The sequence below is a fragment of the Pseudomonas sp. LRF_L74 genome, assembly GCF_965644255.1.
Classification (GTDB): domain Bacteria; phylum Pseudomonadota; class Gammaproteobacteria; order Pseudomonadales; family Pseudomonadaceae; genus Aquipseudomonas.
In genome coordinates this window covers 352,113-375,775 of sequence record NZ_CBFFRH010000004.1, presented here as the reverse complement: position 1 = coordinate 375,775, position 23,663 = coordinate 352,113, and the positions used below count along the sequence as shown (strand labels likewise).

Annotated in this window: 19 protein-coding genes; 7 read left to right on the top strand and 12 right to left on the bottom strand. The window is 64.2% G+C overall.

What is annotated here, in order from left to right:
* Positions 1-11 precede the first annotated feature (11 nt).
* The 6 genes from aroB (at position 12) to ACSZPK_RS13040 (ending at position 11,019) form a co-directional block, all read left to right on the top strand.
* Complete coding sequence (aroB, locus tag ACSZPK_RS13065; protein ID WP_437881898.1) at positions 12-1,124, top strand: 3-dehydroquinate synthase; 1,113 nt, start codon at positions 12-14, stop codon at positions 1,122-1,124.
* Complete coding sequence (locus ACSZPK_RS13060) at positions 1,121-2,707, top strand: SPOR domain-containing protein (protein WP_437881897.1); 1,587 nt, start codon at positions 1,121-1,123, stop codon at positions 2,705-2,707. The genes aroB and ACSZPK_RS13060 overlap by 4 nt, the downstream gene beginning before the upstream one ends.
* Before the next feature lie 395 nt (positions 2,708-3,102).
* Entirely contained in the window at positions 3,103-7,551 is a 4,449-nt protein-coding gene (gene gltB, locus ACSZPK_RS13055) for a glutamate synthase large subunit (protein WP_437881896.1), read from the top strand.
* 98 nt (positions 7,552-7,649) lie between these two features.
* Positions 7,650-9,068, top strand: coding sequence for an FAD-dependent oxidoreductase (locus ACSZPK_RS13050; protein WP_437881895.1), 1,419 nt, complete (start codon positions 7,650-7,652; stop codon positions 9,066-9,068).
* Between the two features lie 114 nt (positions 9,069-9,182).
* Complete coding sequence (hemE, locus tag ACSZPK_RS13045) at positions 9,183-10,250, top strand: uroporphyrinogen decarboxylase (protein ID WP_437881894.1); 1,068 nt, start codon at positions 9,183-9,185, stop codon at positions 10,248-10,250.
* A gap of 421 nt (positions 10,251-10,671) precedes the next feature.
* Positions 10,672-11,019, top strand: a complete 348-nt coding sequence (locus ACSZPK_RS13040; protein ID WP_437881893.1) for a YgiW/YdeI family stress tolerance OB fold protein — start codon at positions 10,672-10,674, stop codon at positions 11,017-11,019.
* Positions 11,020-11,069: 50 nt separating this feature from the next.
* Here the strand turns inward: ACSZPK_RS13040 and ACSZPK_RS13035 are convergent, their stop codons facing one another.
* A complete protein-coding gene (locus ACSZPK_RS13035) occupies positions 11,070-12,302 on the bottom strand; it encodes an MFS transporter (protein ID WP_437881892.1) in 1,233 nt (410 codons plus the stop codon).
* A 117-nt stretch (positions 12,303-12,419) separates the two neighbouring features.
* Between ACSZPK_RS13035 and ACSZPK_RS13030 the strand changes: the two genes are divergently transcribed.
* Positions 12,420-13,331, top strand: coding sequence for a LysR family transcriptional regulator (locus ACSZPK_RS13030; RefSeq protein ID WP_437881891.1), 912 nt, complete (start codon positions 12,420-12,422; stop codon positions 13,329-13,331).
* 26 nt (positions 13,332-13,357) lie between these two features.
* Here ACSZPK_RS13030 and ACSZPK_RS13025 read toward each other — a convergent pair whose 3' ends face one another.
* From ACSZPK_RS13025 to ACSZPK_RS12975, 11 genes are all read right to left on the bottom strand, one after another.
* The gene (locus ACSZPK_RS13025; protein WP_437881890.1) at positions 13,358-13,798 is read right to left on the bottom strand and encodes an excinuclease; all 441 of its coding nucleotides are present in this window, start codon (positions 13,796-13,798) and stop codon (positions 13,358-13,360) included.
* A gap of 14 nt (positions 13,799-13,812) precedes the next feature.
* Positions 13,813-14,217, bottom strand: a complete 405-nt coding sequence (locus tag ACSZPK_RS13020; protein ID WP_437881889.1) for a hypothetical protein — start codon at positions 14,215-14,217, stop codon at positions 13,813-13,815.
* A 65-nt stretch (positions 14,218-14,282) separates the two neighbouring features.
* Complete coding sequence (locus ACSZPK_RS13015) at positions 14,283-15,518, bottom strand: beta-ketoacyl-ACP synthase (protein ID WP_437881888.1); 1,236 nt, start codon at positions 15,516-15,518, stop codon at positions 14,283-14,285.
* On the bottom strand, positions 15,518-16,246 hold the full coding sequence (gene fabG, locus ACSZPK_RS13010) for a 3-oxoacyl-ACP reductase FabG (protein WP_437881887.1): 729 nt from the start codon (positions 16,244-16,246) through the stop codon (positions 15,518-15,520). The genes ACSZPK_RS13015 and fabG overlap by 1 nt, the downstream gene beginning before the upstream one ends.
* Complete coding sequence (locus ACSZPK_RS13005; protein WP_437881886.1) at positions 16,243-16,695, bottom strand: ApeP family dehydratase; 453 nt, start codon at positions 16,693-16,695, stop codon at positions 16,243-16,245. The genes fabG and ACSZPK_RS13005 overlap by 4 nt, the downstream gene beginning before the upstream one ends.
* On the bottom strand, positions 16,692-17,879 hold the full coding sequence (locus ACSZPK_RS13000) for a beta-ketoacyl-[acyl-carrier-protein] synthase family protein (RefSeq protein ID WP_437881885.1): 1,188 nt from the start codon (positions 17,877-17,879) through the stop codon (positions 16,692-16,694). Before ACSZPK_RS13000 ends, ACSZPK_RS13005 begins: the two co-directional genes overlap by 4 nt.
* Positions 17,879-18,373: a hypothetical protein gene (locus ACSZPK_RS12995; RefSeq protein WP_437881884.1), complete on the bottom strand. Its 495-nt coding sequence runs from the start codon at positions 18,371-18,373 to the stop codon at positions 17,879-17,881. The genes ACSZPK_RS13000 and ACSZPK_RS12995 overlap by 1 nt, the downstream gene beginning before the upstream one ends.
* 4 nt (positions 18,374-18,377) lie before the next feature.
* On the bottom strand, positions 18,378-19,625 hold the full coding sequence (locus tag ACSZPK_RS12990; RefSeq protein ID WP_437881883.1) for an NAD(P)/FAD-dependent oxidoreductase: 1,248 nt from the start codon (positions 19,623-19,625) through the stop codon (positions 18,378-18,380).
* Positions 19,612-20,766 carry a sodium:proton antiporter gene (locus tag ACSZPK_RS12985; protein WP_437881882.1) on the bottom strand — a complete coding sequence of 385 codons (1,155 nt, stop codon included), beginning with the start codon at positions 20,764-20,766 and terminating at the stop codon, positions 19,612-19,614. The genes ACSZPK_RS12990 and ACSZPK_RS12985 overlap by 14 nt, the downstream gene beginning before the upstream one ends.
* Entirely contained in the window at positions 20,763-23,090 is a 2,328-nt protein-coding gene (locus tag ACSZPK_RS12980; protein WP_437881881.1) for an MMPL family transporter, read from the bottom strand. The genes ACSZPK_RS12985 and ACSZPK_RS12980 overlap by 4 nt, the downstream gene beginning before the upstream one ends.
* Positions 23,074-23,652 (bottom strand): outer membrane lipoprotein carrier protein LolA, encoded by a 579-nt coding sequence (locus ACSZPK_RS12975; RefSeq protein WP_437882012.1) that lies wholly within the window; start codon positions 23,650-23,652, stop codon positions 23,074-23,076. The genes ACSZPK_RS12980 and ACSZPK_RS12975 overlap by 17 nt, the downstream gene beginning before the upstream one ends.
* Between the last annotated feature and the right edge of the window lie 11 nt (positions 23,653-23,663).

Sequence of the window (23,663 nt, the reverse complement as noted above, 5' to 3'; positions counted from 1 at the left end):
GCGGGGGCTTCATGCAGACGCTCACAGTCGCACTGGGGGATCGTAGTTACCCCATCCATATCGGTTCCAACCTGCTGGATCGCGCGGAACTCTTCGTTCCCCATCTCGCCGGGCGGCAGGTCGCCATCGTTACCAATGAGACTGTTGCGCCGCTCTATCTTGAGCGCATCAAAGCAGTTTTCGCGGATCGCCAGGTGGCTACCATCGTATTGCCGGATGGCGAGTCCTACAAAAACTGGGAAACACTGCAACTGATCTTCGATGGTTTGTTGAAGGCTCGTCATGATCGTCGTACCACCGTAGTTGCCCTTGGTGGGGGGGTGATCGGTGATATGGCTGGCTTTGCCGCAGCCTGTTACCAGCGCGGTGTCGACTTCATTCAGGTTCCTACCACGCTGCTGTCCCAGGTGGATTCCTCCGTTGGCGGCAAGACCGGGATCAATCATCCGCTCGGCAAGAACATGGTCGGGGCGTTCTATCAGCCCAAGGCCGTGCTGATCGACGTGACAGTGCTAGGCAGCCTGCCGCCCCGCGAGTTATCGGCCGGGCTGGCGGAGGTTATCAAGTACGGTTTGATTTGCGATGCGCCCTTCCTCGACTGGCTCGAGGCGAACATGGGTGGTTTGCGGGCTCTGGACGAAAATCTGCTGGTCCAGGCCATCGAGCGTTCCTGTTCGGCCAAGGCGCGGGTAGTTGGCACTGACGAGCGTGAGTCCGGTATCCGGGCGACGCTCAACCTGGGCCATACCTTCGGCCATGCCATCGAGACACACATGGGCTATGGCGTTTGGTTGCATGGCGAGGCGGTGTCGGCGGGAACCGTCATGGCGTTACAGATGTCAGCAGGTCTGGGTTGGATCAGCGAGGCTGAGCGTGACCGTGGTATTCGCCTGTTGCGCGATGCCGGTCTGCCGGTTGTGCCACCGCTGGAGATGTCGGCCAAGGACTTTCTCGAACACATGGTGGTGGACAAGAAAGTCCTGGATGGACGCATGCGTCTGGTCCTGCTCAAGGGCATGGGCGAGGCGGTCGTCACCGACGCATTCGAGCGGCGCATCCTCGATGAAACCCTGGAAACCGATTATCAAGCGCTTGTGGCGCGCCTAGATCAGAGAGCTCAATGACCAGTCTGCATGCCGATGAGGCCTTTCTCGGCCACTATCAGTTCAGTCACGATCCGTTCGCGGCGCGTGTCCCTGGCTTCCGATTCTTCCCGGCCCAGCGCAAGCCGGTTCTGGGGCAGCTTCACCACCTGGCGCGTTACAGTCAGCTGCTGTTGGTGGTGACCGGCCCCAAAGGCAGCGGCAAGACTTTGCTTCGTCAGGCGCTGGTCGCCAGTACCAACAAACAGTCCGTGCTCAGCGTCGTGGCCTCGGCGCGTGGGGCGAGCGATGCGGTGAGCATTCAGCGCCAGGTTGCCCAGGGGCTGGGTATCCAGCAGGCGGATGCACGTTCGATCCAGGCGCAGATTGCCGAGCTTGCAATCACGGGACAGGAAGTCTATCTGCTGATCGATGATGCCGAACAACTGGCGGATAGCGCACTCGATGCGCTGTTCAGCCTGGCGATTGGCGATGGGCAGGCTCGCGCGCATGTGTTCCTGTTCGCTGAGCCCGAGTTGCTGCCGCGTCTCGAACTGCTCGCCGACGGAGAGGAGCGTTTCCACCCCATCGAGCTGCAGCCGTATAGCGAAGATGAAACCCGCGAATACCTGGCGCAGCGCCTGGACGGTGCCGGCCAGGGTATCGAGCTGCTCAGCGACGAGCAGATCAGCGACATTCATCTCACCGCGGAAGGTTGGCCGGGGCTGATCAACCAGGCGGCGCGGGATGTGCTCGTCGAAGGCATGATGGCTCGCCGTGGTGCCTCCACGGGCGGGGCGCGCAAGGCTGGAGTGCCTAAGAAGCATGTGATCGCCGCCGCCGTGGTGTTACTGGCCCTGGGGGCAGCCTGGTTCATGCAGGGGCGCAAGGATGCCACTCATGAGGAAACGACGGCAGCGCAACCTCCCGAGGCGGCCAGTCCAGCGAAGCCGAACGAAGTAACTGATGCTGCCAAGGCGCAAGAGGGGACCGCCATCGAGTTTGCCGGTTCGAGCCAGCCACTGCCGCTGCCATTGGTGGGGCAGGCGCAGCCGGTGATTCGTGAGCCGCTGGCCCAGGCTTCGGGTATGGCTGAGGGTGAGGAGTCCGGGGCCGCAGCCAGCGTAAATCCGCCTGCCGTACCAGTGGTCAATCCCACGCCTGTCACTACAATCGCTCCGGTTGCGCCGCCGGTGCATGAGGTGCCCGCCGTTGCGAGCAAGCCGACGCCCGCGCCAACTGTTCCGGCCAAACCCGTTGCCGCGCCCGTTGCGGCGAAGCCTGTGCCGGCGGTAAAACCACCTGCTCCGACGGTGGCGAAGGCGGCGCCAGCAGCCGGAATGGCCTGGTATGCAGCGCAGCCTGGTGCTAGCTTTGCCCTGCAGATTCTCGGTACGCGTTCGGAAAGCGCGGCCCAGGCCTTCGTCAGCAAGAATGGCGGTGAGTACCGCTACTTCAAGAAACTGCTTCAGGGGCAGCCTTTGTACGTCGTTACCTACGGCTCCTTTTCTTCGCGGACTGCGGCCCAGGCTGCGATAAAGACGCTGCCTGCCAGTGTTCAGGCAGGCAAGCCCTGGCCGAGAACCTTCGCCAGCATCAAGCAGGAAGCGGCACAGGTTCGCTGATTCATCATCGCTCGTGCGGTCTCGTGGGGACTGCACGGCTGCTCGCCAGACCCTTGGGTCGATTCCCCAGGCATGGATACGGACGAATGGCAGGCCCATTCATGTCCGCCTAGCCAGGCTTGGCCGCGTCTAGCGTGCGCTATTCGGCAGCGAGGATGATGAAAAGGCCTTCGAAAGGGGCTGGAATTATCATGGGGAATTGCTTATAACCTTTCATCAGCGCGACATAAAAATTCAATAAAACGTCGTTTCCGGTTTGTTGGTGGCAGGGTCGCTATGTACAATGGCCGCCCTTTGCCTGCCTCAGGCCCTGAGTGGCGTGCGCGCATGGTTAGTCAAGTCGATGAAATTAAAGCAATTAGCCTTTCTTAAAAGGCAGCCTGGTGAGAGTCCCTATGAAAGCAGGTCTGTACCATCCTGAAGAGTTCAAGGATAACTGCGGCTTCGGTTTGATCGCCCACATGCAGGGCGAGGCGAGCCACCATTTGCTGCAGACCGCCATTGAAGCGCTGACTTGCATGACCCACCGTGGCGGTATCAACGCCGACGGCAAGACCGGTGACGGTTGTGGTCTGCTGATTCAGAAGCCGGACCTGTTCCTGCGCGCCGTGGCCAAGGCGCATTTTGGCGTCGATCTGCCGGCGCAATACGCCGTCGGCATGGTCTTCCTCAACCAGGACAACGGCAAGGCGGATGTCGCCCGCGAAAACATGAATCGCGAAATCCTCGCCGCTGGCCTGACCCTGGTCGGCTGGCGCAAGGTGCCGATCGATACCAGTGTCCTCGGCCAGCTGGCCCTGGAGCGCCTGCCGCAGATTGAGCAGGTGTTCATTGGCGGCGAAGGCCTGAGCGACCAGGACTTCGCGATCAAGCTGTTCAGCGCCCGTCGCCGTTCCTCCGTGGCCAACGCCGAGGACGCCAACCACTACATCTGCAGCTTTTCGCACAAGACCATCATCTATAAAGGCCTGATGATGCCGCGCGATCTGCAGCAGTTCTACCCGGACCTGGGTGACGAGCGTCTGCAGACCGCCATCTGCGTATTCCACCAGCGCTTCTCGACCAACACCTTGCCGAAGTGGCCGCTGGCCCAGCCGTTCCGGCTCCTCGCCCACAATGGCGAGATCAACACCATCACCGGCAACCGCAATTGGGCCCAGGCGCGGCGCACCAAGTTCGCCAACGAACTGATCCCCGATCTCGAAGAACTCGGCCCGCTGGTCAACCGCGTCGGTTCCGACTCGTCGAGCATGGACAACATGCTCGAACTGATGGTCACTGGCGGCATCGACCTGTTCCGTGGCGTGCGCATGCTGATTCCGCCAGCGTGGCAGAACGTCGAGACCATGGACGCCGACCTGCGTGCGTTCTACGAATTCAACTCCATGCACATGGAGCCTTGGGATGGCCCGGCTGGCGTGGTACTGACCGACGGTCGCCACGCGGTGTGCCTGCTCGACCGTAACGGCCTGCGCCCGGCGCGCTGGGTCACCACCAAGAACGGCTACATCACCCTCGCGTCGGAAATCGGCGTGTGGGACTACAAGCCGGAAGACGTCCTGGCCAAGGGCCGCGTCGGGCCTGGGCAGATCCTGTCGGTGGATACCGAAACCGGCCAGGTGCTGACCACCGACGACATCGACAACCGCCTGAAGTCGCGTCACCCCTACAAGCAATGGCTGCGCAAGAATGCCCTGCGTATCCAGGCGACCATGGAAGACAACGACCACGGCTCGGCCTTCTACGACAGCGACCAACTCAAGCAGTACATGAAGATGTACCAGGTCACCTTCGAGGAGCGCGATCAGGTGTTGCGTCCGCTGGGTGAGCAGGGCCAGGAAGCGGTCGGCTCGATGGGCGACGACACGCCGATGGCGATCCTCTCGCAACGCATTCGTTCGCCATACGACTACTTCCGCCAGCAGTTCGCCCAGGTCACCAACCCGCCGATCGACCCGCTGCGCGAATCCATCGTCATGTCGCTGGAAATCTGCCTCGGGGCCGAGCGCAACATTTTCGAAGAGTCGCCCGAGCACGCTTCGCGGGTGATCCTCAGCTCGCCAGTGATCTCGCCGGCCAAGTGGCGCACCCTGATGACCCTGGAGCGTCCGGGCTTCGAGCGCGCCATCATCGACCTCAACTACGAGGAGTCGATCGGCCTGGAAGCCGCCGTACGCAACATGGCCGACCAGGCCGAGGAAGCGGTACGTTCCGGCAAGACCCAACTGGTACTTAGCGACCGTCACATCGCCCCCGGCAAGCTGCCGGCCCACGCTTCGCTGGTGACCGGTGCCGTGCACCATCGCCTGACCGAGAAAGGCCTGCGCTGCGACTGCAATATCCTGGTCGAGACCGCCACCGCCCGCGACCCGCACCACTATGCGGTGCTGCTCGGCTTCGGCGCCTCGGCGGTCTACCCGTTCCTCGCCTACGAGGTGCTCGGCGACCTGATCCGCACCGGCGAAGTGCTGGGCGACCTCTACGAAGTGTTCAAGCACTACCGCAAGGGCATTTCCAAGGGCCTACTGAAGATCCTGTCGAAGATGGGTATCTCTACCATCGCCTCCTATCGCGGCGCGCAACTGTTCGAGGCCGTCGGCCTGTCCGAGGAAGTCTGCGAGCTCAGCTTCCGTGGCGTGGCCAGCCGCCTGAAAGGCGCGCGTTTCGTCGATATCGAGAACGAGCAGAAGCTGCTCGCCGGCGAAGCCTGGAGCCAGCGCAAGCCGATCCAGCAGGGCGGCCTGCTCAAGTTCGTCTACGGCGGCGAGTACCACGCCTACAACCCGGACGTGGTCAACACCCTGCAGGCGGCGGTGCAACAAGGCAACTACGAGAAATTCAAGGAGTACACCGCGCTGGTCGACAAGCGCCCGGTGTCGATGCTGCGCGACCTGCTTGGCGTCAAGCTGGCCGGGCAACCGCTGAGCCTGGATGAAGTCGAGCCGCTGCAAGACATCTTCAAGCGTTTCGACGCGGCGGGTATCTCCCTTGGCGCATTGTCGCCGGAAGCCCACGAGGCATTGGCCGAGGCGATGAACCGCCTGGGCGGGCGCTCCAACTCCGGCGAGGGCGGTGAAGACCCGTCGCGCTACGGCACCATCCGCAGCTCCAAGATCAAGCAGGTCGCGACTGGCCGTTTCGGTGTCACGCCGGAATACCTGGTCAATGCCGAAGTGCTGCAGATCAAGGTCGCCCAGGGCGCCAAGCCTGGCGAAGGCGGCCAGTTGCCGGGTGGCAAGGTCAACGGCCTGATCGCCAAGCTGCGTTACGCGGTGCCGGGCGTGACCCTGATTTCGCCGCCACCGCACCATGACATCTACTCCATCGAAGACCTGTCGCAACTGATCTTCGACCTCAAGCAGGTCAACCCGCAGGCGCTGGTCTCGGTGAAGCTGGTGGCGGAAGCCGGCGTCGGCACCATCGCCGCCGGTGTGGCCAAGGCCTATGCCGACCTGATCACCATCTCCGGCTACGACGGTGGCACCGGCGCGTCGCCGCTGACCTCGATCAAGTATGCCGGTTCGCCCTGGGAGCTCGGCCTCGCCGAAACCCACCAGACCCTGCGCGGCAACGACCTGCGCGGCAAGGTCCGGGTGCAGACCGACGGTGGTCTGAAGACCGGCCTGGACGTGATCAAGGCGGCCATCCTCGGCGCCGAGAGCTTCGGTTTCGGCACCGCGCCGATGATCGCCCTGGGCTGCAAGTACCTGCGCATCTGCCACCTGAACAACTGCGCCACTGGCGTGGCCACGCAGAACGAGAAGTTGCGCAAGGACCACTACATCGGCACTGTCGACATGGTGGTGAACTTCTTCACCTACATCGCCGAGGAAACCCGCGAGTGGCTGGCCAAGCTCGGTGTACGCAGCCTGCGTGACCTGATCGGCCGTACCGACCTGCTGGAAATGCTGCCCGGCGAAACCGAGAAACAGAAACACCTCGACCTGTCGCCGTTGCTTGGCAGCTCCCACGTGCCTGCCGAGAAGCCGCAATTCTGTGGTGTCGAGCGCAACCCGCCGTTCGACCAGGGCCTGCTCGCCGAGAAAATGGTCGAGATAGCCAAGGCGGCGATCGTCGCCAAGAGCGGTGGCGAATACGAACTGGATATCTGCAACTGCGACCGCTCCATCGGCGCGCGGATTTCCGGCGAGATCGCCAAGGTCCACGGCAACCAGGGCATGAAGGATGCGCCGATCACCTTCCGCTTCAAGGGCACGGCGGGCCAGAGCTTCGGCGTGTGGAACGCCGGCGGTCTCAACCTGCTGTTGCAAGGCGACGCCAACGACTACGTCGGCAAGGGCATGACCGGCGGCAAGCTGGTCATCGTTCCGCCAGCCGGCAGCCCGTTCAAGACCCAGGAGTCGGCCATCATTGGCAACACCTGCCTGTACGGCGCCACTGGCGGCAAGCTGTTCGCCGCCGGTACCGCGGGCGAGCGCTTCGGGGTGCGTAACTCCGGCGCTCACGCGGTGGTCGAGGGCACTGGTGACCACTGCTGCGAGTACATGACCGGCGGTTTCATCTGCGTACTGGGCAAGACCGGGATCAACTTCGGCTCCGGCATGACCGGTGGTTTCGCCTACGTGCTCGACCAGGACAACGGTTTCGTCGACCGGGTCAACCACGAACTGGTGGAAATCCAGCGGATCAACAACGAGTCGATGGAAGCCTACCGCAGCCACCTGCGCAGCGTGCTCGCCGAGTACGTCGCGGAGACCGCCAGCGCGTGGGGTGCCGAGCTGTTGGAGAACCTGGACGATTACCTGCGCAAGTTCTGGCTGGTCAAGCCTAAGGCCGCGAGCCTGAAGAGCTTACTGTCGTCCACGCGTGCCAATCCGCAATAAGAACTTGAGCTGGAAGCTAATGAGCTCAAAGCCGGAAGCGCTGCCTTCGCTTCTGGCTTCAAGCTTCCAGCTTCGGGCTACCTGATGAGGTTTTCCAAATGGCTGAACGTCTGAACAACGACTTCCAGTTCATCGAAGTTGGGCGCAAGGATCCGAAGAAGAAGCTGCTGCGCCAGCGCAAGAAGGAATTCGTCGAGATCTACGACACCTTCAAGCCGGCCCAGGCCAGCGACCAGGCGCACCGTTGCCTCGGTTGCGGCAACCCGTATTGCGAGTGGAAGTGCCCGGTGCACAACTTCATTCCGAACTGGCTCAAGCTGGTGTCGGAAGGCAACATCCTGGCCGCTGCCGAACTGAGCCACCAGACCAATACCCTGCCGGAAGTCTGCGGCCGTGTGTGCCCGCAAGACCGCCTCTGTGAAGGTGCCTGCACCCTGAACGACGGCTTCGGCGCGGTGACCATCGGTTCGGTGGAGAAATACATCACCGATACCGCCTTCGCCATGGGCTGGCGTCCGGACATGTCCAAGGTACGCCCGACCGGCAAGCGCGTCGCGGTGATCGGTGCCGGTCCGGCGGGCCTGGGCTGCGCCGACATCCTGGTCCGCAACGGCGTGACCCCGGTGGTGTTCGACAAGAACCCGGAAATCGGTGGCCTGCTGACCTTCGGCATCCCTGAGTTCAAGCTGGAGAAGAGTGTCCTCAGCCGCCGCCGTGAAGTGTTCACTGGCATGGGCGTCGAGTTCCGCCTGAACGTCGAGATCGGCAAGGACGTGACCATGCAGCAATTGCTGGATGAGTACGATGCCGTGTTCATGGGCATGGGCACCTACACCTACATGAAGGGCGGTTTCCCGGGCGAAGACCTGCCGGGCGTGACCGATGCGCTGGATTTCCTGATCGCCAACGTCAAGCGCAACCTCGGTTTCGAGAAGCAGCCGGAAGACTTCATCGACATGAAGGGCAAGAAGGTCGTGGTCCTCGGCGGTGGCGACACGGCGATGGACTGCAACCGTACCTCGATCCGCCAGGGCGCCAAGGCCGTGACCTGTGCCTATCGCCGCGACGAAGAGAACATGCCGGGCTCGCGCAAGGAAGTGAAGAACGCCAAGGAAGAGGGCGTGAAGTTCCTCTTCAACCGCCAGCCCATCGCCATCGTCGGCGAAGGCAAGGTCGAGGGTGTGAAGGTGGTCGAGACCCGTCTCGGCGAGCCGGACGCCCGTGGCCGTCGCAGCCCCGAGCCGATCCCCGGTTCCGAGGAAATCATCCCGGCCGACGCCGTGCTGATCGCCTTCGGCTTCCGTCCGAGCCCGGCGTCCTGGTTCGAGCAGTTCGAGATCCAGACCGACAGCCAGGGCCGTGTGGTGGCACCGGAGAAGAACACCTTCAAGCACCAGACCAGCAACCCGAAGATCTTCGCCGGCGGCGACATGGTCCGGGGTTCCGACCTGGTGGTGACGGCGATCTACGAGGGGCGCAACGCGGCCGAGGGTATCCTCGACTACCTGAGCGTCTGATCTCGGCGCGCGGCATTTCGTCGCGCTGGACAAAAGGCACGGCACTCGCCGTGCCTTTTGTTTTGGCCTCTGCGAAAATACCCGCACTTTTTCGCTGCCTACAAGAAGCTCGCCATGACCGCCTTGAAGAACGACCGTTTCCTGCGCGCCCTGCTCAAGCAGCCTGTGGACGTCACGCCGGTGTGGATGATGCGCCAGGCCGGTCGTTACTTGCCGGAGTATCGCGCGACCCGCGCCCAGGCCGGCGACTTCATGAGCCTGTGCATGAATCCGCAGCTGGCTTGCGAGGTCACCCTGCAGCCGCTGGCGCGTTATCCACATCTGGACGCGGCGATCCTCTTCTCCGACATCCTGACCATTCCCGATGCCATGGGCCAGGGCCTGTTCTTCGAGACCGGCGAGGGCCCGCGTTTTCACAAGACCGTATCGAGCCTGGCCGACGTCGAAGCGTTGCCGGTGCCGGATGCGGAGAAGGACCTGGGCTATGTGATGGATGCCGTGCGCACCATCCGTCGCGAGCTGAATGGCCGCGTGCCGCTGATCGGCTTCTCCGGCAGCCCCTGGACCCTGGCCACCTACATGATCGAGGGCGGTTCCAGCCGCGACTACCGCAAGGCCAAGGCGATGCTCTACAACGAGCCACAGACCCTGCATGCGCTGCTCGACAAGCTGGCGCAGTCGGTGATCACCTACCTCAATGGCCAGATCCTGGCGGGTGCCCAGGCGGTACAGATCTTCGATTCCTGGGGCGGCGCGCTGTCGGCAGCGGCTTACCAGCAGTTCTCCCTGGCCTACATGAAGAAGATCGTCGATGGCCTGATCCGCGAACACGAGGGGCGGCGTATTCCGGTGATCCTGTTCACCAAGGGCGGCGGCCTGTGGCTGGAGTCCATGGCCGATACCGGGGCCGAAGCCCTGGGCCTGGACTGGACCTGCGACATCGGCGATGCCCGCGCCCGGGTCGGCGACAAAGTGGCCCTGCAAGGCAACATGGACCCCGCCGTGCTGTATGCCAATCCGGCGGCGATCCGCACCGAGGTGGCGCAGATTCTCGCGCGCTTCGGCAAGGGCTCGGGCCAGGTTTTCAACCTCGGCCATGGCGTGACCCCGGAAGTCGATCCGGCCAATGCCGGGGCGTTCTTCGAGGCGGTGCACGAGCTTTCGGCGCAGTATCACGGGTGACGATCTGCTGGCCGCTTGTTTCCTTTTGAGTGGCTGCTGCGAGGCAAAAGCAGTCGTTCGCTCTTGTAGGGTGGACAACGCTCTTTTTGTCCACCATTGGCGACGCAAAGCGGTGGACAAGCTTCGCGTTGTCCACCCTACGAACTGCTTGTTTCCTTTGAGTGACTGCTGCGAGGCAGGAGCGGGCATCCAGGTGATGACCGTTTTACGCGGCGTGTGGACGTCATTCCCGCGAAGGCGGGAATCCAGAAGCGCTTTTTTATTTGGGCTCCCGCCTTCGCGGGAGTGACGGTTAATCATCTTGAACGCCCGCCCCTCATCGCCGTCGTTCAAGTCGAAACCGCAATAGCCCGCGATTAAGCTTCAATTCAGCCGCTGCGCATAGCCTGGTCCCATCGAAACCGAAACAAGGACCAGCCTCATGAAAACCCGTTACCTCGCCCTCGTACTCGCACCGCTGTTCAGCACCGCGGCCCTGGCCTCCAGCTACACCGGGCCGGGCGCGCAGACCATCACCACCGTTGCCGCGGCCAACAGCGCTGCCGATGATTCGCCTGTGGTGCTGCAAGGCTTCGTGACCAAGAAGATCAACAACGACGACAAGTACGAATTCAAGGACGAGACCGGCACCATCACCGTCGAGATCGACGACGAAGACCTGCCGCCGACGCCGTTCAACGAGAAGACCCGGGTCAAGCTCACCGGCGAAGTGGAGAAGAACCTGATGAGCCGGGAAGTGGACGTCGATCTGGTCGAGATCGTGAAGTAAGTATCGTTTGAAGGCGCGCAAGCCGGGCGAAGTCGCCCGGCTTTTGCATTTTATTGAGGGTTGACCTTGGCTGGCAGGCGGCTCAGGTGCAGAGCCACGGCCAGTGCCAGCGCCAGCAGCGCAGCAATGAACAGCCCCACTCCCAGCCAGCCGAAGTTGTGCCAGAACACGCCACCAACGGTGCCCGCCACACTCGACCCCAGGTAGTAGCTGAACATGTACAGCGACGAGGCCTGGCCTTTGGCAGTCAGGGCGCGGCGACCGATCCAACTGCTGGCCACCGAATGGGCGGCGAAGAAGCCAAAGGTGAAGGCCACCATGCCCAGCAGGATCACCGGTAGCTGTGGCAGCAAGGTCACCAGCAAACCGGCCAGCATCAGGCTGACCGACGCCCAGAACACCTTGCGCCGGCCCAGGCGGTCCGCCAGCGAGCCGGCCCAGGCCGAGCTGCAGATACCCGAGAGATAGACCACCGAGAGCAGGCCGACCAGCGCCTGGCTCAGGTTGTAAGGGCCGTCCAGCAGGCGATAGCCGATGTAGTTGTAGAGGGTGACGAAGCCACCCATCAGCAGGAAGGCTTCCAGGTACAGCCAGGGCAAGCCGGCGTCGCGCATGTGCAGGGCGAAGTTGCCGATGATGGTGCGCAGGTTCAGCGGGCTCGCCTGGAAATGCCGGGACTCGGGAAGCACGCGCCAGAACAGCGTGGCGGCGATCAAGGCGATCATTCCCAGGGCTCCGACGGCGATGCGCCAATCGACGAAATCCACCAGCACGCCCACGATCAGCCTACCGCCCATGCCGCCGATGGCATTGCCGCCGATATACAGGCCCATGGCCACGCCAAGAAAGCGCGGGTCCATTTCTTCGCCGAGGTAGGTCATGGCCACCGCCACCAGTCCGCTGAGCGAGAGGCCGAGCAGGGCGCGGGTAACCAGCAGACCCTCCCAATTGGGCACCAGCGTACCGAGTACGGTGAACAGCGCGGCCGACATCAGCGAAACGACCATCACCGGCTTGCGGCCGAGGGCGTCGGACAGCGGGCCGGTGAACAGCAGGCCGATGGCCAGCATGATGGTGGAGATGGACAGCACCAGGCTGCTTTGCGCCGCGTTGAGGCCGAAGTCCCTGGACATCACCGGCATCAAGGGCTGCACGCAATAGAGCAGGGCAAAGGTGGCGAAGCCCCCGGCGAACAGGGCCAGGGAGGTGTGCAGGAATTGCGGCGTGCCTTTCTCGATGAAGTCGGCTGGCTCCAACGTGGTCCCTGCAACTGCCTTGCTCACAACGCACCTCAAGCGAAATAACGACTGTGAAAAAGGATAAGGAACGCATTTTGTTATTTCCAATATATTGATCGACACGTTTAATAGGTTTTTCGACTCATTCCTGGATGACGAACCATGGAGCTGCGCCATCTGCGTTACTTCGTCGCGGTTGCCGAAACCCTGCATTTCGGCCGGGCTGCCGAAGCCCTGGGCATCTCCCAGCCGCCGCTGAGCCAGCAGGTCCAGGCGCTGGAAGAGGAGATCGGCGCACGCCTTTTCGAGCGCACCAACCGCCGGGTCGCGCTGACCGAGGCCGGGCGCCTGTTTCTGGGTGAGGCCCGGCAGATTCTCGAGCGCTCGGAGCGGGCGGCACTGCTCGCCCGGCGCGCCCATCTCGGCGAGGTCGGCGAGCTGAAGGTCGGTTTCACGGCCTCGGCGCCTTTCACCTCGACCATCACCCGCAGCCTGTTCGCCTTTCGCCAGGCCTATCCGGATGTCCATCTCAGCCTGCTCGAAGGCAGCAGTGGCGAGGTGGTCGAAGGCCTGACCGAGCGGAGCCTGCAAGTCGGAGTGATCCGTCCCTTCGTGCTGCCCGAGCACATTCGTTCGGTAGAACTGTTCCGTGATCCGCTGGTGGCGGTCATGCGCGCGGATCACCCGCTGGCGCAGGGCAGCGAGGAGGGACTGTCGATGGCTGACCTGGCGGGCGAGCCCTTCGTATTCTTCCCGCGTTCTTATCGAACCGGGCTCAACGACCAGCTACTCGACCTGGCCAGCCGGGCCGGCTTCGTACCGCATATCGCCCAGGAGGCAAGCGAGGCGATGACCATCATCGGTCTGGTGGCGGCGGGCATGGGTGTATCCATGCTGCCGGCATCGTTCCGTCGCACGCGGGTGGATGGGGTGGTGTACCGGACACTGCTGGACGAGGGCGCGACATCGGCCATCTGGTTGGTCATGCGCGAGGACGAACGTTCGCCCCAGGCCAGGGCATTCGTCGAGTTGGTAACGCGAGAGGCGGCGGCGCTCCAGGCCCGTTCGGGCTGAGGCGCCGCCTTTGCTTGTAGCTGCCCTTAGCGGACGTTGGCCAGGTCGCCCTTGAGGGCGACGCCCGCCATGATGGCGCCGGCGTGGCATTCGTACTTGGCCGGGTCCTTGTACTCGATGTTCTTGTAGTTGCTGGCGATGTTCACCACCGCGTTGGCACCGGCCTGCTTGGCGGCGTTCTGCAGGCGGATCAGCGCCGATTGCATGGCCCAGTTGCATGCCTCCTCGTCGCTCTTGCCCACGGCATTGGTTTTCTGGCTGGTGGTGACGTTGGGCCTGATGATGCTGGCCTTGCCGATCGGCTGGCCGGCCAGGTAGAACTTCACGCTGCCGTCGAGACGGCCTGCCGCGGTCGCTTCCTGCACGGCGGTCTGGAATACAGGGAACAGTTGGGTGTCGCGGGCCTGGGCCAGGCCGGGCAGTGCGCCGAGGCAGAATGCTGCGATGATCCAGTTCTTGGTTTTCATGGTCGTCTCCTTCTTTATCGATTCAGGTAGCGGGTGGGGCTGCTCAGTTCCTGCTTGATGGTGCGATCGAGGTTGATCACCCAATTGTTGTAGTTGCGATGAATCTTGCCGTTGCGATAGCTCAGGCCTTCACTGTCGCGGTAGCGGATCGAGTAATGATTGGCGCTATAGGGGATCACGATCTCGACGCGAATGTTGCCGCGTGGGGCGATGCTGGCGAACACCTGGCCACGGTCGGCGCGCTGCACGGACCAGCGGCGGCGCTCCAGGGCGCTGAGGATCGCCACCCGGACATCGTCCTCGTTGCGTGCGGTGTTGGCCGGAACGTCACTCTCGATGGTCTGCAAGGATTTGGAAGAGCAGGCGGCAAGGCCGAGGAACAGCACGCCGAACAGGGCGATAGAGAGTTTGCGAAGCATGGGGCCAGTCTCCTTCTTGGCGGTGGTGCGGACCTGCCCGCGGTATGGGTGCAGGTCCTGGGGAATCAGCTCCAACGGCGGAAGATCAGGGATGTGTTCACGCCGCCGAAAGCGAAGTTGTTGTTCATCACGTAGCGGTTGCTCATTGGGCGGAACTCGCTGCGCAGGTAGTCCAGTTGGCCGCAGGCCGGGTCGATCGTATCCAGGTTGAGGGTGTGCGCATAACTGTCGCTGTTCATCATCTCGATGCTGAACCAGGACTCCAGCGCACCGCATGCACCCAGGGTATGGCCGAGGAAGCTCTTCTGCGAACTGATCGGCATGTTCGGGCCGAACAGGCTGTTGGTGGCACGGGTTTCCGCGACGTCGCCCTGCTCGGTCGCCGTGCCGTGACCGTTCACGTAGCCAATGGCGTCGGGACTCAGACCCGCGTCATGCAGGGCCAGTTCCATTGCGCCGCGCATCGTTGCCTCTTCCGGCTTGGTGGCGTGTACACCGTCGGCGTTGCAGCCGAAGCCGACGATCTCGGCATGGATGCGCGCGCCACGGGCCAGGGCGTGTTCCAGCTCTTCGAGAACCAGGATACCGGCGCCCTCACCGATCACCAGCCCATCGCGGCCCGCGTCATAGGGGCGCGGAGTGAGGTGGGGCGTATCGTTCTTCAGGCTGGTGGCATACAGCGCATCGAAGACCATGGCTTCGGTCGGGCACAGTTCGTCGCCACCGCCGGCGAGCATCAGCGGCAGGCGGCCGAACTTGATTGCTTCATAGGCGTAGCCGATGCCCTGGCTGCCACTGGTGCAGGCACTGGAGGTGGGAATCAAGCGGCCCTTGAGACCGAAGAAGATGCTGATATTGGCTGCCGCGGTGTGCGGCATCATGCGGATGTAGGTGTTGGCGTTGAGGCCCGAGGCCACCGAGGTGGACAGCATGTTGCCGAAGACCTTGACCTCTTCGGTGCTGCCGATCGACGAGCCGCAGGACACGCCCATGCGTCCGTCGCCGATGCGCTCGTCGCCGAGCAGGCCGGCATCTTCCAGGGCACGCTCGGCGGCGGCTACCGCCAGCTTGGAGACCCGCCCCATGCTGCGGGTCTGCTTGCGGGTCCAGTGGCTGGGCTGGACGAAGTCGTCGATGGGCCCGCCGAGGCGGGTGTTGAGTTCGCCGAAGCGATCCCACTCGGGCATCCGCCGGATGCCGCTCTTGCCCGCGCGGAAGTTCGCCGCGATGCTGGCCCAGTCGCTACCCAGCGACGTCACCCCGGCCATGCCGGTGACTACAACCCGCTTGAATCCACTCATCAGCACAATCCGCCATTGACCGCGAGGACCTGCCGGGTGATGTAGCCGGCTTCCTCGGACATCAGAAAATTCACCGCGCCCGCCACTTCCTCGGGGGTGCCGATGCGCGCCGCCGGGATCATCTTGAGGATTTCCTCGAGCGGCAGATCGCCATCGAGAATCTCGGTGTCGATCAATCCCGGCGCCACGCAGTTGACCGTGATCTTGCGTTTGCCCAGCTCGATGGCCAGGGCCTTGGCCGCCCCGATGATGCCGGCCTTGGACGCGCTGTAGTTGACCTGGCCACGGTTGCCGATCAGGCCGGATACCGAGGTGATGCAGACGATGCGCCCTGGTTTGCGGCGGCGGATCATCGGCATGCTCAGCGGGTGCAGGACATTGTAGAAACCATCCAGGTTGGTGCGCAGCACCTGGTCCCAATCCTCCTCGGAGAGGGCCGGAAAGGCGCCGTCGCGGGTCAACCCGGCGTTGCACACTACGCCGTAGTAGGCACCGTGGGCCTCGATGTCCGCTTCGAGGATTGCCTTGCAGGCCGCGCGGTCGGAGACATCGAACTGGAGGATGCGCGCCTGGCGGCCGAGGGCCTGGACCTGTGCCTGCACCGCCTCGGCTTCGTCGCGGCGCGAGCGGCAGTGCAGTACCAGGTCATGGCCGGCCTGGGCCAGGCGCAGGGCAATGGCCCGGCCGATGCCGCGGCTCGAGCCGGTGACCAGGATCGGGTCGCTCATGATTCGGGTTCCTTCAGATAGCTGGCCACATTGGGCGGGCGGAAAACGTTCAGGCGCGCTTCGGCGTGGATGCCGGGTGCGTCGATGTGGCATTCGAACATACCCATGCCGCTTTCGTCTTCCAGGGTGCGCAAGGCTTTGAGTTGCAGCACGCTATCGACAGGAAAGCGCTCGACGCTGCACTGGTAGTTGCGGGTGCCGAGCAGGAAGCCAAGCTCGATGGGCTGGCCGGCGCTGAGCAGGTGATAACCCGCGTAGGCCGCGATGGTCTGGGCCATCAGTTCGATACCGACCCAGGCCGGCATGCTGCCGTCTGCCTGGCTGAACAAGCCATGGGGCCGGATGCGTACGGTTGCCTGCACGTTCTCTTCATCGATGAAGTGCACCGCGTCGATCAGCAGCATGTCGCCGGCATGGGGCAGCAGCTCTTCGATACGCCACGCGATCACGGCGTATCTCCCAGGATCAGGCTGAGGTTGCTGCCGCCGAAGGCGAACGAGTTGCTCATCAACCTGCGTGCCCGGCCTGTGGCCAGGCGCTGATCGCCGTTGACCAGATCAAGCGTCGGCACGTCGTCCTGTTTCTCGCCATCCCACAAATGCGCTGGCAGGCGGCTGTCGGGGTTGTATTGGCTGAGCGTCAGCCAGCAGAACGCCGCTTCCAGGGCGCCGGCGGCGCCGAGGGTGTGGCCGGTCAACGGCTTGGTCGAGGAGCAGGCCACGCCGTCCGGGAAAACCGCCCGCACGGCCAGGCTTTCCATGGCGTCGTTGTGCCGGGTGGCGGTGCCGTGCAGGTTCAGGTAATCGATGTCCCCGGCTTGCAGGCCGGCACTTTGCAAGGCGCGGCGCATGGCGGCCTGGGCGCCAAGCCCATCGGGTTGCGGCGCGGAAATATGATGGGCGTCGGAGGTGGCGCCGCCGCCGAGGAAGGCGATGGGCGAACGCTCACGGCTCATTAGGAACAGCGCGGCGCCCTCGCCGATGTTGATGCCGTGGCGGTTGACCGAGAACGGGTTGCAGCGCTCTGGATCGACCGCTTCCAGCGACGAGAAACCGTTGAGGGTCAGCCGGCACAGGGTATCCACGCCGCCGCACAATACCGCGTCGCACAACCCCTGCTGGAGCATGCGGTGGGCGCTGAGCAGGGCGCGGGCGCTGGAGGTGCAGGCGGTGGACTGGCTGTACACCGGCCCGCTCAGGCCCAGCCAGTCGGCCAGGAAGCCGGCTGGCGCGGCCAGTTCCTGCTGGCCGTAATGGTAGTCAGGCGGCAATTCACCTTCGTTGACGTAGCGGGCGATACCACGCGCGGCGTCGTCGATGCCGGTGGTGCTGGTGCCGAGGATCACGCCGATGCGTCCGGCCCCGTAGCGGGCGATGGCGGCGCGGATGTCGTCTTCGATCTGCAGGGCGGCGGCCAGCAGCATCTGGTTGTTGCGGCTCGCTGGCTGTGGCAGGCCAACGGGTAGCGCTGGCAATTCGGCGCGCACCGCGCCAACGGTCAGCGCGTGTTCGCTGACCCAGCCCGACTCGGCGCGCATGCCCGAGGCATCGCCGGCAAACAGGGCAGTCGCCACGGCCTGTTTGCCCTGGCCAAGGGCGCAGAGCAGGCCGAGGGCGTTGAGATAACTGGGCATCAAAAGCCTTCTTGCGAGTCCAGAGGCGTGACCCGGTAATGCGGGCCCGCCGGAGTATCCAGGGTGAAATCCGAGGGCGCACGATAAACGATGCGCCAGCCCGGGTTAAGTCGGCGTCGATCATCGGCGTCTTGCGCCCAGCTCTTGCCGTCGTAACGAGGAGCCAGTTGATCGGCGGGCGTCAGGGCGAACAGCAGCACGGCGAACAGCTCGCGGGCCTCGCCGTTGGGCGGCAGCAGGCCGTCGTTGTGCCATGCGCCGTCTTTCAGCAGTTGCCGCGAGAGGGGCATGCCGAGCGGGTCGAACAGCGACCAGCGCAATGCCCCGTGCTCTTCCTGCACCACCAGCAGCCAGTCCTGGCGCACGGCATCCTGCTCGCGCTGGATATGCAGCGACAGCGGCAAGGCCAGGGTTGGCGGCTGGCTTGGCAGCGGCGCACGGGCGGCGCAGGCGCCGAGCAGCAGGCACAGGCCGATGAGCAGGACGCGGCGCATCGACTCACTCCGTGGTGCAGATTTCGGCCAGTACGCGCAGGCGCCGGCGCGGCTCGGCGACGTAGGGGTTGTTCAGGTCCCAGGCGTAGCCGGCGAGGATCGAGCTGATCATGGCGCGAATGTCGGGCGATGACTTGTCGTAATAGATGACGTCCTGGAAGGCGCCTTCGTACCAGCCCTCGACGTACACGCGGAAGGTGTCCACGCCACGCTTGAGCGGCTCGGAGAACTGGTTTTCCCAGTCCACCGTTTCGCCGTTCAACTGGCGGTCGAGCAGGCCGGCGGCCATGCTCGCCGAACGCATGGCGATGGTCACGCCGGAGGAGAACACCGGGTCGAGGAATTCGGCGGCGTTGCCGAGCAGGGCGAAGCCCGGGCCGTACAGGCGCTTGACGTTGGCCGAGTAGCCTTTGATCTCGCGCGCCGGGGTGTCCCACACGGCGTTGTCCAGGACGCGGGCCAGGCTTGGCGTTTCCGCGACGAATTGCTTGAGCACGGCGTCCAGGTCGTCGCCACGGCCTTGGTAGCGATTGGCGTCGGCGACCACGCCGAGGGAGCAGCGGCCATTGCTGAACGGAATGCTCCAGAACCACACGTCGCGGAACTCGGGATGGGTGGTGATGAGGATTTTCTCGCGGTTGAAGCCGCTGGCCGGGTCGATGCGGTCTTCGATGTGGGTGAACACCGCGCGGCGTACCGGGAAATCGGACGGCTGCTCCAGGTCGAGCAGGCGCGGCAGCACGCGACCGTAGCCGCTGCCGTCGAGGACGAAGTCGCACTCGACGTCGTAGCGCTGATCATCGGCCAGGCGGCGCACGCTCAGGCGCGGACGGGCCTGCGAGAAGTCGGCGGCGACGATTTCTTCCTCGTAGCGGATTTCCACGCCCTGGCGTGCGGCTTCGTCGGCCAGCAGCTTGTCGAAGGCGGCGCGCTGGACCTGGAAGGTGGTGTCCTTGCCGTCGGTGAATTTCTCGCGGAAGTCGATCTCGGTGTAGCGCTCCTTCCAGGCGAAAGCCGCGCCGTGCTTGATCTGGAAGCCGGCCGCTTGCACCGCGTCGAGCATGCCGGCTTCTTCGACGAAATCCAGACAATGCGAGAGCAGGCTTTCGCCAATGGAGAAACGCGGGAATTGCTGGCGCTCGAGCACCAGCACGTCATGGCCGTTGCGCTTGAGCAGGGCGGCGGCGATGGCGCCGGACGGGCCGGCACCGATGACGACGACGCGACGTTGTTCGACTTCAAGAGGCTTCATAACGGTTCTTTCCCTCGCTCGCGGAAGATTGGTGGCGGCCCAGCACGGCGGGCAGCAGAGTGGAAAACAGGCTCATCAGCAGCAGGCTGAAATAGACCAGCGAATCGATCAGTTGCAATTGCAGCAGCAGGTTGAGGAAGACGATCTCGGTCAGCCCGCGAATGTTCAGCAGCAGGCTTTCGCGCCACTTGATGCGCTGGCTTTGCCGAGGCGCGGCCCAGTGCAGGCCGAGCCAACTGCCGAGGACCTTGCTGACCACCGGCAACACCAGCAGGGTGCCGAGGTAGAGCCAGGAATAGTGCTCGCCGACGCCGTGGAAATCGACGCGCAAAACGCCGCAGGTGAGGATCAATGGCACGGCCAGGCCGTTGAGCAGGCGTTTCCACTGCTTTTCCGGCAAGGGCAGATTGAACGGCTGTTTGAGCCACGCCAGGCACAGCATGTAGCCGATGCCGAAGACCAGGGCGTTGAGCTTGAAGTGCTGGAACACCAGCATCAGGACGAAGAACGGCAGGCTGTAGAACAGGCCGTGACGCAGGCCGAGCAGCTTGTGTAGCAGCAGCGGCAGCAGCGAGGCCGCCAGCGGCCACAGCAAGGCGGCCGGGTTGGCTGTACCCTGGGCCAGGCCGAACAGGGTCCAGCACATGAAGTCCATGAGGATCGCCGCGTGCAGCAGGCGCTTGGTCGCCTCGGCCGGGTAGCCGATGCTTTGCAGGAACAGGTACAGCACCGGGATCGCGGTGATCGAGAACAGCAGGCCGATGCCCACCGCGCTCAACCACGGGTGCTCGCCCGGCAGCAGCCACAGGGCACAGGCCAGGCCGACCAGCAGCGGCACCAGGAAGCTCGGCAGGGCGATCTTCAGGCAGTCGCTGCTGACCTGCATGTCGATCACATCGCTGAGGATGTAGCCGAGCAACAGGGCGAAGCAGAAGTTGTAGAGGGTGCCGACCCATACCGGCGCGAGCAGCGCCTGGGCGGTCAACCCGGTGTGGGGTTCGAACCAGCCGAGCAGCAGCGCCGGAACGGCCAGGCTGGCGACCAGCAATTGGCCGACGATGGGGATCAAACGCCGCCCGCCAATGATCGCCAGCAGCATGTAACTGGCCAGGGCCAGCAGCCAGAACAGGATCACAGTCATGGCTGGCGCTCCCCTTTGTGCGCACTTCCCGCCCAGGGGGCGAGCAGGAAACTGAAGGCCAGGCCGATACTGATGGTCAGGCCGAAATTGCTCACCGCCGGGGTACTGGACATGGCCAGCAGGCCGAACGACAGCCAGGTGGTGAGGGCCGAGAGCAGTGTACCGAGCAGGCTGGTGGCGGCGCCGCCGACCCGTTCATGCATGAGGATCGCGTAGTCCACGCCAATGGCGGTGACCAGCAGCAGGCCGAACAGGCTGAACAGGGTCAGCGGTTGGCCGAGCCAGCCCAGGCTGGCCAGGCTGGCCAGGGCCGCGAGCAGCGACACGGCCAGTACGCGGGTCGCGCCACGGGCGCCGAAGGACACCCAGAGCACCACGAAGATCAGCACGCAGGAGGCCAGCTTGAGTTCGGCGGCGCTGACCTGGGTCGCGGCGAACAGGCGGTTGAGTTCGCCCAGGCGGTCGACCAGTTTCACCCCGTCGAGCCCTTCGGCCTGGGCGGCGAGCAGGTCACTGTTGCTCAGGCCCTGCAGGCTGATCAGGCCGGCGACCTGGCCATCCGCGGTGCGCCCTAGCCAGAGCGTCCGCCAGGGTTCGCCCAATGGGCCGGCGAGAACCTGTTCGATATTCAGCGAAGGCAAGGCCTGCAGGCGCATCACTTCCTGCTCGATGGCCTGTTGTGGCAGGCCGAGGTCGGTCAGCGGCTGGCTCACAGTGGGCAGTCGCGACAGGGCCTGGCGCAGGGCGTCCTGGCGAGCGACCGGTGCGGCTAGTTGGCTCAGGGCCAGGTAGCTCTTCAGCTTGCCGTCGGCCACCAGTTTGTCCAGGCGCTGGCTCAGCAGCAGTTGCCGACTCAACAACTGATTCTCGTCGGCGGCGCGGACCAGGAAGAACTGGCTGGTCGGTTGCATGCCGACGATCTTGCCGACCTGCTGCGACTGTTCGAGCAGGTGCGGTGGCACGCTGGCCCACTGGCGCAGGTCGTCCTTGTGCGAGAGCTGGGCGATGCCGGCGATGCAGAACAGCATGAACAGGAGCAGCAGCCAGGGCGTCGAGACCCGTTCGAGCAGGGCCTCGCGCCAGGCGAGCATGCGTTCGGCCAGGGCATGGGGCGGATGCCAGGGTTTTATCTCGACCTTGCCCATCAGTGCCGGCAGCAGGCACACCGAACATAGGTAAGAGCCGATCAGGCCGGCCGAGGAAAAGATCGCCACCTGGGTCAACGCTGGGAACGGCGTGAACGCCAGCGCCAGGTAGCCGATGACATTGGTCGCCAGGCCCAGGGTCAGGCCGATCAGCGTGGCGTGCAGGGCTTTCCAGTTGTTCCAGGGTTGCAGGGTCCAGCTTTTCGACAGCAGGTGCAGCGGGTAGTCGATGGCCACGCCGATCAGGCTGGAGCCAAGCACCAGCGTCATCACGTGAATGTGGCCGAACACCGCGACGCAGGCGGTCAGGCCGGCCAGCACGCCGATGCCGGCGGGAATGAAGGCCAGCAGCACGCGAAAGCGGCGGAATACCACCAGCATCAGCAGCAGTGCGCCGGCGCTGGCGATACTGCCCATCAGGCCGATTTCGCTGGTGGCCTGGCGCTGGCCATGGGCGGAGTAGAGCAGGCCGCTGCTGGCGAGCAGTTGCCCGCCCTTGGCCGTGACCTCCTCGCGGGCCTGGGCGACCAGCGCATCGACGGCCAGCGGCAGGTTGCCGTCGAAGGCGTCGGCGGTGGTGCGGGCGCGCAGCATCGCCCAGGTCTCGCCCTGGCTTTCGGCAATCAAGGCGCCGCTGAGGTCGACCTGCACGTTGTGTACATGGGGCAGGTTTTTTTCAATCAGTGTGCTGAGGCCCAGCAGGTCGTCGGCAGTCGCGACCACGCCTTCGCCGCGAAACGGATCGAACAAATCCTGGGCCCGGCGTTCGATGAAGCGTCCTGGCTGTTCGAGAAGCAGTTGGGCATCGGCGCTAGGCAGCAATGCCAAACGCTGGTCCTGTAACTGGCGACGCAGACTTGGCAGGTCCGATTGCAAATCCCACTGGACCTTCTCGAACAGCCCCGCCTCGCGCCAGCGCTGGCCCAATTGCCTGGCCAGGCTCATCGCCTGTTGGCGATCCGGATGCTGGATCAACACCAGCAGCTCGCGGTTGAGCGGCTCCTGTATGCGCTGTTCGGCCTGCTGCTCCAGCGCATCGGGCGCAGCGCTGGGCACCAGTTCGAGCAGGTTGGCCGATACCGGCGGGCCGTCCCGCCATTGCCAGGCGGCCAGGGCGACGAGCAGCAACAGGGCCAGCGGGAACAGCCGCGGACCCCAGTATTCAATCCTGGAAGTCATTCTGTTCCGCTTCGTTCAAGGGCTGGTCGGCGCTGGCGTTCTGCAGCGTCAGTACGCTGCGGTCGCCCTGCACTTCGTTCAGCTCGATACGCTGGACCAGGCTACCGCCGCTGATGTGGATCGTGCTGAACACCTGCTTGAGCAGCACGCCGCGTGGCGTCAGGTCGAGCTGCCAATTGTCCGCGCTGCCGCTGAGGCTCAGCTCGAAGTCTTCGCGCAGGCCGCTGCTGTCGCCCTTGAGCACGGCGAGGAACAGGCGATTCTGCTGGGCCGTGGCGCTTTGCTGGGCGACGAACTGCCAGCCTTGCTCGCTGCGCCGGGCGATGCCCTTGCCGTCGATGCGATAGTCCTGTTGCAGCGGTTTTTCCAGCAGCCAGAGCAGGCCGTGTTCGCGGGCCAGGACGAAGTGGCCGCGGCTGGTCAGCGGCTGCGGCATGGCGCGCAGGTGCTTTTCCTGGATGAAGCTGCCGCGCACGACCTCGGGCTTGCCCAACTGCTGACTGAGCTGGTCGATGTCGAAGGCCTGCGCCAGCGGTGCGAGGCAAGCCAGGACGACGGCCATGGCCGTGCTGA